Origin of the sequence: Microbispora bryophytorum (genome assembly GCF_043197435.1) — a bacterium.
Taxonomy (GTDB): Bacteria; Actinomycetota; Actinomycetes; order Streptosporangiales; family Streptosporangiaceae; genus Microbispora; species Microbispora bryophytorum.
In genome coordinates, this window is sequence record NZ_JBICTF010000009.1 from 1 (window position 1) to 11760 (window position 11760).

The following is an 11760-nucleotide window of genomic DNA, read 5'->3' on the forward strand; positions in this document are numbered from 1 at the left end:
CTTTCCAGCAAGTTCAGATCCGGCTTACCGGCCTCCAACTGCGGCTGATGCACATGCACCAGCCCCTCCGCCGCCATGTCCGCGATCACCACACGAACCACACCCAGCGGAATCCGCAGCAACGCCGACACCTCGGCCACCGACCGCACCTGACGGCACAGCGTGCTGATCGCCTGGCGTTCCGGGGTGAGCATGGAAAGGTCCTGGTGCATCACCGTGGCGGAGGACACGAGTGCCTCCATGGCGAGCTGGAGCCGCGGTGCCGTACGCCCGCCGGTGACGGCGTACGGCCGCACCAGGGAGCTCTGCTCCGTGGGCGCCGGCGTCGGCGGGGGGTTCATGCCGCCGTACTGCCGGTGGGAGTCGTCCACCGGCGGATAGGCCTCGTTGTTCCAGCCGCCGCCTGCCACAGCGTCCTCCTGACCTTTCCGCTCGCGCACCGGAAGCCGGCGGCCGTCCCGGCCGCCCGCTCAGGGCGTCTTCCCCGATCTGTCCTCCACCGCGTGCCTCACTTCGCGGGGGCTTCCGTCACCGCGGATGAGACGACTGGAGCTCGGCGCGGACCGCGGGGGTCAGCACCTGGCCCGCCCGCTCCACCAGCAACGTCATCTGATAGGCCACCAGACCCAGATCGGAATCCGCCGCCGCCAGCACCGCCAGACAGGACCCGTCACTGATCGACATGATCAGCAACAACCCCCGCTGCATCTCCACGACCGTCTGCGTCACCGGGCCACCCTCGAACACCCGCGAAGCACCCTGCGTCAGACTGATCAACCCGGCCGCAACCGCCGCCAGCTGATCCGCCCGGTCCTTGGGAAACCCGTCCGAGAACGCCAGAGGCAACCCGTCCGCCGACACCACCACGGTGTGCGCCACACCCGGCACGTTGTTCACGAAGTCCGTGATCAACCAGTTGATGCCGCGCGCGGCCTGGCTCATTTCCCTCATCAGTCCTCCTTCTCACTGTCCTGGGCATCGGGCGTGCCCAGGGCCGCCGCCCCGGGATATCCCTGGTCCTCTCCGGCCTCCCCGCGGGCGACCGCCCGGCCCTGCCGGATGCCCTGCTGGAAGCTGGAGAGCCTGTTGCGCACCCGCTCGGGCGAGAGCACGGGCGGGGGCGGCGGCGGGGTGGCCGCCGCTGCCGCGGCGGGTTCCGCGGAAGGGGTGGAAGCCGTGGCCGAGCCAGGCACCAGGTTGGCCTTGGGCACCCGCTTGGGCAGGCCGGACGAGGTGACCCCGCCCAGGGCCGGCTCACTGGCCGCCTTGGCCGCCTGCCAGCCGACGTCCGCCGGGGACGACCAGGTCCTGGTGTCCGCATCGACCTCGTCGTCCGAGTCGCTCTTCTCCGCCGGAACGTCGACCTTCTTGAACCAGTCCGACTCGACCGCGGCGAAGATCGGCAGGAACTCCTCCTCCGACTCCAGCGGCGAGGTCCGCACCACCGGCAGCGGGCCGGTGTTGTCGTCGCCTTCGAAGGCGCCGTGTCCGGTGCGTCCGGGCCAGCCGGCGCCGGTGTCCTGCGGAGTGCCGGGCCAGGAGCCGCCTCCCGGCGGGGGCAGGTGGCCGGGCCAGGGCGTGTCCACGGGAGCCTCGCCGACGTGACCCCGGCTGAAGGGGTTGGTGTCGAAGGGGCTGGACTCGAACGGTCCTGAGTCGAAGTTCGTGGTCTCGAACGGGTCTCGCTCGGACGAGGTCTGCTCGGACGGCGCCTTGTCGAACGGCGTCTTGTCGAAGGCCGCCCGGTCGAACGGTCCGGACTCGAACGGGCTGCGGGAGAACGGGTCGGGCTGCCCGCCCTGACCGAAGCCGCCGGTGTCGAAGGGGTTGCGGGCGAAGGGATCGGACTCGCCCGGCCGCCCCGCACCGCCCGTCTCGAACGGGTTGCGCGCGAACGGGTCGCCGTCGGCGCCACGGTCCTGCGGCGGCTCGAAGGGGTTGCGGGCGAACGGGTCGGGGTCGAAGCCGACGGTCTCCCGCGGGAAGGACTCGAAGGGCCCGCGCTCGAAGGGGTCCGCGCCGGGGGCGCCGACACCGGGCGCGTCCGCGCCGAACACCGGGGTGCGCGGCGGGTTCTCGAACGGCGTCGGGCTGGCGAGGGCGGGCGCGTTGCCGAACATGGCGGCGCCGAACTGCGGCCCGGTTCCCACCGCCTGCATCGGGCTGGTCAGCTCGGGCTGCGGCATCCCCGGCACGCCGGGGAACGCCGGGCCGGCGTTGGCCAGCAGCGCCTCGGGCAGCAGCACCATGGCCGTCAGGCCACCGGTGTCCTGCTGGCGCAGCTGCACGCGGATGCCGTGACGCAGCGCCAAGCGGCCGACCACGAACAGGCCCATGCGGCGGGACACCGAGACGTCCACGACCGGCGGGTTGGCGAGCCGGTAGTTGGTCTGGGCCAGCTCCTCGGGGGTCATGCCGATGCCCTGGTCGCTGACGGAGATGATCAGGCCGCCGCCGTCGATGCGGTTGCTCGACACCGTGACCTTGGTGTCGCGGGGCGAGAAGGAGATGGCGTTCTCCACCAGCTCGGCCACGAGGTGGACGACGTCGTTGACCGACTGACCGACGACCGACGCTCCGCCCTGCACCTGGAGGTCGACGCGCTCGTAGTTCTCGACCTCCGACAGCGAGGCGCGCACGACGTCGACGATGGCCACCGGCTGGCCCCAGCGGCGCGCGGGCTCCTGCCCGGCGAGAACCAGGAGGTTCTCACTGTTGCGGCGCATGCGGGTCGCCAGGTGGTCGAGCTTGAACAGGTTCCCGAGCCGCTGCTCGTCCTGCTCGCCCTGCTCCAGTCCGTCGATGAGGGACAGCTGGCGTTCCACCAGCGTCTGCGTGCGCCGCGACAGGTTCACGAACATCGCGTTGACGTTGCTGCGCAGCCGGGCCTCGTCACCCGCCAGCCGGATGGCCTCACGGTGGACCTCGTCGAAGGCCCGCGCGACTTCGCCGATCTCGTCGCGGCCGACCACCCGCATCGGGGTGATGGGCGGGACCTCGGCGGCGTCGCCGGCCTCCCGCAGCTTCTGGACCGTGTCGGGGAGGCGGCTGCCGGCGATCTCCAGCGCCTCGCTGCGCAGCCGCCGCAGCGGGCGTACGAGCGAGCGGGCGACACCGGTGGTGACGAGCAGAACCGCGATCAGCAGGAGGGCGACGGCGACGGCCACGATGATGGCCCGCTGCTGCTCGTCGTCCTTGAGCGACTGGCTGCGCGCCACGATGGAGGAGGTCAGCTTGGCCTCGACGGTGCGCATCCGGTTGATGGGCTGCGACATCGCGTCGTACCAGAGGCGGGTGTCGTCGCGCACCGACTGGTCGAAGCCCTTGAGCGGGAAGCCCGCGTTGGCACGGTCGAGCACCAGCGTGCGGATGAACTCCGCCTGGTCGACCTTGCCGCCGGTGACGGTGTTGTCGTAGTCGGCGCGCTCGCCGGCGGTGGCGCTCCTGCGGAAGGCGCGCAGCTCGCTCTCCTCGGCGGACACGGCGCCGAGGAAGTTCTGCAGCTGGGCCTGCTCGAAGCGGGCGTTGGGCAGCACCGTGGTCAGCAGGCCGCGCTGCAGGGAGTCGTTCTCCTTCGCGCGGGCGAGCGCGGCCAGCGTGACGGACGAGGCGGCGAGCCGGTCGTCCTGGGTGCTCTTGGCCAGCTCGTCCTGCACGGCCATCAGCGTCTCGATGACGAGGGTGTACTGGTCGAGCACCGCGCTGGGTTGCAGGTTCCCCTGCATGGCCTGGCTCCGCAGGACCTCCACGCCGTCGAGCTTGCCGAGGATGTGGTCGATCTCGTCGGAGGCGCGGCTGCTCACCTTCGTCCTGACCTCGTTCGACAGGTCCCGGACGGCGGTGGCCGCCTTGTTGGTGAGAAGGGTCTGCGCCTTGACCGCGGCGGTCGCCTTCGCCGGGTGGCCGAGCGTCGCGTTCCAGGCGGCGCGGTCGCGTTCCGACTGCAGCTCGTGGGTGAGGCCCGCGACCTTGTCCACGAGCCGCGCCAGGTCGCTGATCTGCTGGTACTCGGACGCCGTGGTGACCGAGGTGACGACACGCAGGCCGCCCAGCAGCAGCGCCGCCAGCGTCGGGATGAGGATCAGCGCCACAAGCCGGGAGCGCACGCGCCAGTTGCGCAGGAGAAATCGACTCCCCTCGTCGGGCTCCTGCTCAGCCGGAACCCCGGTCCCGGGGCTCTCGTCGGTCCGGGGGTCTTGTGTCCTCACAGGCTTTGCAACCTCTCGCCGTATGTGCGCACAGGGGGGAATGTCTCAGCACGGATGTGGCTGGCGTGACGTGGGAGACGTCCTGCAGGCGAGGGTAATTGCAGCACACCGACACCAGGGAGGCCAACCGAACACCCGTGCACAAATAGCCTAGACAGGCATGTACATGACGTTATTTCGTTAAATATCGGGTCAGCATCAATACCGAATTGTGCCCCGCCGGGTAGGCGGGGATCTCGGGGATCGGACCAGCGGAGGCGCGGATCGCCGTCGGCCGGACGCCGCGAGGGCGGCACCCTCCGGGGTGCCGCCCTCGCCGTCCCCGTCTGCGGGGCGCGGCCTGTCGGGAACACGACGTTTCCCAAGCTCAGTACTGTCTGCCGTACGCGGCCCGCACGGTCAGCACGTACTCGACCAGGCTGATGAGCGTGGACTTGACGGCCTCCCGCGAGCGCGCGTCCGTACGGACGACCGGGACGTGCGGAGCCAGCGACAGCGCCTCACGAACCTCCTCCTCCGAGTGGAGGAACTGCCCCTCCCAGCCGTTCATCGCGACCAGGAAGGGAAGCTGCGCCTCCTCGAAGTAGTCGATGGCCGGGAAGCAGTCGGCGAGCCTGCGGCTGTCGACGAGCACGACCGCGCCGATGGCACCGCGGACGAGGTCGTCCCACATGAACCAGAAGCGGTGCTGACCCGGCGTGCCGAACAGGTAGAGGATGAGGTCCTGGTCGAGCGAGAGCCGGCCGAAGTCCATGGCGACCGTCGTGGTCGTCTTGTTCGGTGTGAGCCCGAGGTCGTCGATGCCCGCGCTGGCGTCGGTCATCACGGCCTCGGTCGTCAGCGGCAGGATCTCGGAGACGGCACCGACGAAGGTCGTCTTCCCGACGCCGAACCCACCCGCCACGACGATCTTCGTCGAGGTAAGACCACGGCTAGAGCCTGCGTAGTCCACTGAGCACCCTTTCGAGCAGGTTAAGGTCTGGCTGTCCCTGGTTCAGCTGCGGCATGTGCAGGCGGACCAGACCCTCGTCGGCCATGTCGGCGATCAGCACACGGGCCACGCCTAGCGGGACCCGGAGCAGTGCCGAGATCTCCGCGACCGATCGTACGGAACGACATAGCATCATGATCGATTCCTGCTCTGGACTGAGCAGGGCATAGTCATTGCTCTTCAAGGTCACCGATGATACGAGGGTTTCCATCGCCATGTGGTAACGCGGCTCGGATCGGCCACCGGTGACGGCGTACGGACGGAACAGAGGCTCGTCCTCCGACCCGTCACGATCGCGCATCGCCCTCTCCTCTGATCATCGCCGCGACGTCTGCAACTCGGCACGCAGCGCCGGAGTGAGCACCTGTCCCGCCCGCTCGACGAGCAGGGTCATCTGATAGGCCACCAGGCCCATGTCGCAGTCAGGCGCGGCGAGCACGGCCAGGCAGGAGCCGTCGCTGATCGCCATCACGAGCAGCAGTCCCCGCTGCATCTCGACGACGGTCTGCGACACCGTGCCCCCCTCGAACACCCGCGCGGCGCCGGCGGTGAGGCTGAGCAGGCCCGCGGCGACCGCCGCGAGCTGGTCGGCGCGGTCGGGGGGAAAGCCGTCCGATTGGGCCAGCCGCAGGCCGTCCGACGACACCACCACCGCGTGCGCCACGCCAGGCGTGCTGCCGACGAACTCGGTGATCAGCCAGTCGAACCTGCGTGCATCCACGCTCAGCTCAGTCACGAGCCCTCCTCCTCTTGACCCGACCCTTCGGCGAAGCCTCCGGCCGTCTGGGCCCGGCCTCGCCTTACACCCTGCTGGAAGCTGGACAGGCGGCTGCGCACCGCCTCGGCCGAGACCGGGGGGCGCGGGGCGGCGGAGGCAGGGCCGTCCGCGCCCACCGAGCCGGGAACCAGATTGGCCTTCGGCGTGCGCTTCGGCAAGCCCGCCGCGGTCACGCCGCCCAGCAGGGGGTCCCGGGCGCTCGCCGCGGCGTGGAAGCCGCCGTCGGCCCGGGATCGCCACCCGCCGGGACCTCCGCTCTGCGCCTGTGGGGCGGAGACGGGTCCGGAGGCGGTCGCGGAGGTGGCGGCGGAGCGCGGCACCCTCGCGATCTCTCCGGTGCTCTCGCCGGGCTTCTCGCCGGCCCTCCCCGCGTCCGGCTCCGCGCCGGTCCGCGTCGAGGGCGCGGCCTGCGGCCCGGTGTCCGAGGGACGCCGGAACCACGCCGACTCGACCGAGGCGAAGATCGGCAGGAACTCCTCGCCCTGCTCCAGCGGCGACTCCTCCACCGACGGCAGCGGCCCGGCCGACGACCCCGGCTCCCCGGCGGTTCCCGCAGGCGGCGTGGCGCCGGCGAAGGCGGCCGGCCCCGTGCCGGACAGAGACGGCATGAACGCCGTCGGCCCCGTATCCGACGAGGAGCCGGTGCTCGGCGGGGAGAACGCGGTCGGACCGGTGTTGGACGAGGAGCCGGTGTCCGACGGGGAGAACGCGGTCGGACCGGTGCTGGACGGAGACGCCGTGAACGCGGTCGGCCCGGTGTCCGACAAGGAGCCCGCGTCCGACGAAGAGCCGGTGTCCCACGAGGAGCCGGTGTCCCACGAGGAGCCGGTGTCCGACGAAGAGAACGCCGAAGGTCCCGGAGACCCGCCCCGCTGCGGGAGTCCCGTCGGCCCGGTGGGCAGCGACGGCCACGACGGCTCGGACCGCTCGCCGAACGCCGGTCGGCGGGGGTCGCCGTCCGGCGCCCTCCCGGGCAGGCCCGGCACCGAATGCGGCCCCGACTGCTCGGTGAACGCGCCTTCCCCGTACGGGTGATCCGCGGGCGTGGGCGGCGCATCCGCCGTCGGCGCGCCGAACGGGGCGAACCCGCCCGTGCCGGTGCCGCCGAACCCGTTCCCACCGGGAGCGTGTCCGCTGGCCGCCGAGGACCTGCGGGCCCCGAGGCCGCCGCCCGCCGCGTCGTTGCCGGAGTTCCAGGGTTCGAACGAACCGCCTCCCGGCGTGGGAGCGAGCGGGTCCGGCTCGGCGAACGCCTGCCGGGCCGGCAGTCCGGCCGCCGTCTGCTCGGCCGGGACGGAGGGACGCGGCACCACGGGCTGGTCGGCGTTGGAGATGAGCTGGACGGGGAACAGCACCATCGCGATGACTCCCGCGCCGTCACCCCGGCGCAGCTGCACCCGGATGCCGTGACGCAACGCGAGGCGGCCGACCACGAACAGGCCCATCCGGCGCGACACCGAGACGTCGATCGTGGGCGGTTCCGCGAGGCGGCGGTTGATCTCCACGAGCTCCTCGGGCGACATGCCGATACCCGCGTCGGTGACGCCGAGCATCACGGCGCCGCCCTCGACGGGGCTGCTGGAGACGACGACCTTGGTGTTGCGCGGCGAGAAGGCGATGGCGTTCTCGACCAGCTCCGCCAGCAGGTGGACGACGTCGTTCGCGGCGTGCCCGGCGATCGCGATCGTCCGGGGAATCCGGACGACGACCCGCTCGTAGTCCTCGACCTCCGACAGCGAGGCGCGGACCACGTCGACCAGCCGGGCGGGCTGGCTCCGCTTCCGCGGCGGCTCGTGACCGGCGAGGACCAGGAGGTTCTCACTGTTGCGGCGCATGCGCGTGGCCAGGTGGTCCAGCTTGAACAGGTCGGCCAGGCGCCGGCCGTCCTCCTCGCCCCGCTCCAGGCCGTCGATCAGCGAGATCTGCCGCTCCACCAGCGTCTGCGTACGGCGGGAGAGGTTCACGAACATCGCGTTGACGTTGGTGCGCAGGCGGGACTCCTCCGCGGCCAGGCGCACGGCCTGGGTGTGGACCTCGTCGAAGGCCTGCGCCACCTCGCCGATCTCGTCGGTGCTGTCGACCGCGATCGGCTGCACCTGGGACTCGCGTCCGGTCTCCTCGGACTCGCGCATCTGCCGCACGATCTCCGGCAGCCTCCGGCCGGCGATGTCGAGCGCCTCCGCCCGCAGGCGGCGCAGCGGCCGGACCATCGACCGCGCGATGAGCACGGTCGTGACGAGCACGAGCACGAGGAGCGCGAGGATCAGGCCACCGGCGATGAGGGCGTTGCGCTGCTCGGCCGACTGCAGGTCGCGGGCGCGGCTCTGCACCAGACCGGACACGCGGCCCTCGACGGCCGCCATCTGCTCGATCGCCTTCGTGCTGTCCTGGAACCACTGCTGGGCCGTCCTGTCCCTGCCCTGGTAGCGGTTGAGGGACTGGTTGTGCAGGCCGAGCGTGAGCGCCCACGACTTGGTCAGCTCGCCGTTGACCACGTCCTTGTCGCCGAAGAGGGTGACCAGGCGGCTCGCCTCGGCCGCCGGGGCCTCCGTGTAGTACGTCGCCAGGTAGCTCTGCTGACGCGACTGGGAGGCCAGGAAGTCCTGCAGCTCGAACGTGGTGAAGGTCTGGTTGCGCTCCAGCAGCTCACGGGTGAGGGTGGCGCGCTGCAGCGCCGCCTCCTCCTTGGCGTGGGCGAGAGCGTTGAGAGCGCGGACGTTGCCCACGATCGCGGGGTTGTCATCGTTGTTGCCCAGTTCGTCCTGCAGGCGCAGAACGTTGGCGATCAGGGCGCTGTAGTCCTCCGGCGCGCCGTTCTCGCGGATGCCCTTGAGGCTCGAAAGGCGGCTCGAGAGCTGCTGCGCCTGTTCCACCGCACGCGTGCCGTAGTCGGTGTCGAGGTCGTTGAGGTCGGCCTTCACCTGCTGGATCAGCGGGTCGACCGCGGCGCGCTGCTGGGTGCGGGTGACCTCGGTCTCCCCGTCGACGTTGAACGCGCGCCTGCTGTTGCCGCCCCAGACGAACAGGTCGCGTTCGAGAGCCAGTTGCTCGGCCAGGTCCCGCAGGTGCACCGAGTATTCCGCCGCCGACCTGGTCCGCTGGTAGGCCGTCAGGCTGTCGATCGAACCCACGACACGGATGCCGCCGAGGAGGACGGCCACGATCGTCGGGGCGACGATCAGCGCGGTCAGACGTGTTGGCACTCGCCAGTTGCGCGGCGAGAGACGACTCCGCCGCCTGCGGTTATCGGTTTTCGACTGCTCCATGCTCACCGGCCCCGCCATCGTTCGGCCTGCCTTCACGCGTCTGGACAGCATGAAGTGACACAGCTGTATAAGCGGGGACAATTCGACCACAAGGTCACGATGGTGAGCGGCCCTACCCCTGCCCAAGCGTCCCAATTGTTACCAAGAGGTGAGGATCGTTACCCCTTATCTGAGGGCCGCGAGCACGTGCTCTCGCACCTGGATGCGCTGCTGCTCATCGAGGAGGGGGCGGCCCGTGCGATCCGCCACATAGAAGACGTCCACCGCTTCCGCGCCCAGCGTCTCCACCCGCGCGGCACGTACGTCAAGACCGCACTCGCCGAACGCGCGGCCGATCCGCCACAGCAGGCCGGGCCTGTCGTGCGCCCGCACCTCCACCACGCTCGCGGTGAGGGACGCGTCGTCCACCAGGGTGACCCGGGGCGGCGCCACCGGCACCCGGGACGGCCGCATCGACCTCGCCCGCCGTGCCAGGCGCTGCTCGATGTCGAGTCGTCCGGCCAGGACGAGGCGCAGATCGGCCTCCAGCGTCGCGGGGTCGGGCGGGGTGCCGTACTCGGGGACGACCACGAACTCGATGACGGCCGTCGACCCTGCGGACGCGGCGGAGGCGGAGCGGACCGCCATGCGGTGCGCCGCGAGCACCCCGGCCGCCCGCCACAGCAGACCCGGCCGGTCGGGCGCGACCACGGTGACCGCGCTTCCGTTCACGCGCACCGCGCCGCCGCCGTGCCGGGCGAGCGCCGTCTGCTCGGGGGAAAGGGCCGGCGCGGGCGCCGGCGGCGCGCCGGACAGCACCGACCGCACCCGCCGGACCAGTTCGGAGACCAGGGACGCCTTCCAGGAGTTCCACGCGGCCGGGCCGGTGGCGTTGCCGTCGGCCACCGCCAGCGCGGACAGCAGTTCGAGCACCTCCCTCGACCCGACGGCCTCCGCGACCCTGGAGATGGTGACCGGGTCGTCCAGGTCCCGCCGGGTGGCGGTCTCCGGCAGCAGCAGATGGTGCCGCACCACGGTCGCGAGGATCTCCACGTCGGCCGGGGGCAGGCCCATGCGGGCGCCGATGTCCCTGGCGACGATCTCGCCCGTGGTGGAGTGGTCGCCCGGCCAGCCCTTGCCGACGTCGTGCAGGAGCGCCGAGATCAGCAGCAGGTCGGGGCGGGACACCTCCCGGGTGAAGGCCGCGGCCCCGGCCGCGGTCTCGATGAGGTGCCGGTCCACGGTGTAGCGGTGGACAGGGTTGCGCTGGGGGCGGTGCCGTACGCGCTCCCAGTCGGGGATGAGCTTCACGAGCACGCCGGCCTGGTCGAGCTCCTCCCAGACCGGTACGGCCGCGCGTCCCGCGCCGAGCAGCGCGACCAGCGCGCCGCGCGCCTCCGGGGGCCACGGCACGGGCAGCGGCGGCGACTGGGCGGCGAGCATGGAGACCGTCGCGGGCGCGAGCGGCAGCCCGGCCTCGGCGGCGGCCGCGGCCGTGCGCAGCACGAGCGTGGGGTCGGTGCGCGGGTTGGCGCCGCGGGCCAGCACGACCTCGCCGCCGTGCTCCACGACACCGTCGGCGAGCGGCCTGCGGCCCCGGGGCGCGGGACCGGTGAGCAGCCGGTCGACGGTCCGCCAGGTGGCGTCGAATGCGTGGGAGACGGTCCGGCCCGCCTCGGCCAGGCGGCGCATCAGCGCCTCGGCGTCCAGCAGGCCCAGCGTGCCGGCGACCGCGTCCTGCTCCTGGAGCACCAGGCGGTCGGTACCGCGCGCGGTGACGAGGTGCAGCCCGTGCCTGATGTCCAGCAGCAGTTCGTAGGCCTCGCGGACCCGCGGGCCGGGCGCCGAGGCGACCCATGCGGCGGCCACGGCCTGCATCGCCTGCACGTCGCGCAGGCCGCCTCTGGCGTCCTTGAGGTCGGGTTCGAGCAGGAAGGCCAGCTCGCCCCCGGACTCGGCGCGCTTGTCGGCCGACGCGCGCAGCTCGGCCAGCCTGCGCCGGGAGTCCGCCCGCCACTCGGCGAGCACGGCCTCCCGCACGGCCCTGGTCAGCTCGGGGTCCCCGACCACATGCCGCGCCTGGATCAGGCCCAGCACGGCCTTGAGGTCCTCCCTCGCGACCTTCACCGCCTCGTCCACCGTACGGACCGAGTGGTCCAGGCCGATCCCGGAGTCCCAGATGGGGTACCAGATGCGGTCGGCGATCCTCGCCACGTCGTCGCGGCCGTTGTGCAGCAGGACCATGTCGAGGTCGCTGCCCGGGGCGAGCTCGCCCCGCCCCAGGCTGCCGACCGCGACCAGGGCGACCCCGCCGATCCCGTTGAGGCCGGCCCCACCCTGTCCGATACCACTGGGGCCGGCCCCGGGGGAGGCGGCGGGGCCGCGCTCGTCGAGGAGGCCGCCCTTCCCTCCCGATCCCCCCTCCCGCGCGTACGGCCGTGTGGCCGCCGTGCGGAACAGATCGGTGAGCCATCTGTCGATGTCCGCGGCCCGGTCCTTGCGGACCGCGGCGAACGAGCGCGCCTCCCCTCTCATCAT

At 71.9% G+C, this 11760-nt stretch carries 8 protein-coding genes; all 8 read right to left on the reverse strand.

Annotated elements, in window-relative coordinates:
• The coding region (locus ACGFIB_RS27400; protein WP_393376016.1) for a DUF742 domain-containing protein at positions 1-410 on the reverse strand (410 nt) is incomplete at its 3' end.
• Positions 411-528: 118 nt separating this feature from the next.
• The gene (locus ACGFIB_RS27405) at positions 529-951 is read right to left on the reverse strand and encodes a roadblock/LC7 domain-containing protein (RefSeq protein ID WP_138462164.1); all 423 of its coding nucleotides are present in this window, start codon (positions 949-951) and stop codon (positions 529-531) included.
• The gene (locus ACGFIB_RS27410; protein ID WP_357244827.1) at positions 951-4208 is read right to left on the reverse strand and encodes a sensor histidine kinase; all 3258 of its coding nucleotides are present in this window, start codon (positions 4206-4208) and stop codon (positions 951-953) included. Before ACGFIB_RS27410 ends, ACGFIB_RS27405 begins: the two co-directional genes overlap by 1 nt.
• Before the next feature lie 367 nt (positions 4209-4575).
• Entirely contained in the window at positions 4576-5112 is a 537-nt protein-coding gene (locus tag ACGFIB_RS27415) for a GTP-binding protein (RefSeq protein WP_229689775.1), read from the reverse strand.
• A gap of 28 nt (positions 5113-5140) precedes the next feature.
• A complete protein-coding gene (locus ACGFIB_RS27420; RefSeq protein ID WP_142571451.1) occupies positions 5141-5500 on the reverse strand; it encodes a DUF742 domain-containing protein in 360 nt (119 codons plus the stop codon).
• A gap of 15 nt (positions 5501-5515) precedes the next feature.
• Complete coding sequence (locus ACGFIB_RS27425; RefSeq protein ID WP_142571452.1) at positions 5516-5935, reverse strand: roadblock/LC7 domain-containing protein; 420 nt, start codon at positions 5933-5935, stop codon at positions 5516-5518.
• Positions 5932-9180, reverse strand: coding sequence for a nitrate- and nitrite sensing domain-containing protein (locus tag ACGFIB_RS27430; protein ID WP_393376018.1), 3249 nt, complete (start codon positions 9178-9180; stop codon positions 5932-5934). Before ACGFIB_RS27430 ends, ACGFIB_RS27425 begins: the two co-directional genes overlap by 4 nt.
• Before the next feature lie 228 nt (positions 9181-9408).
• On the reverse strand, positions 9409-11760 hold the full coding sequence (locus ACGFIB_RS27435) for a [protein-PII] uridylyltransferase (protein WP_393376020.1): 2352 nt from the start codon (positions 11758-11760) through the stop codon (positions 9409-9411).

Coding starts and splice junctions, on each gene's coding strand:
- ACGFIB_RS27405 (WP_138462164.1), bottom strand. CDS start 951: ATGAGGGAAATGAGCCAGGCCGCGCGCGGCATCAACTGGTTGATCACG.
- ACGFIB_RS27420 (WP_142571451.1), bottom strand. CDS start 5,500: ATGCGCGATCGTGACGGGTCGGAGGACGAGCCTCTGTTCCGTCCGTAC.
- ACGFIB_RS27435 (WP_393376020.1), bottom strand. CDS start 11,760: ATGATGAGAGGGGAGGCGCGCTCGTTCGCCGCGGTCCGCAAGGACCGG.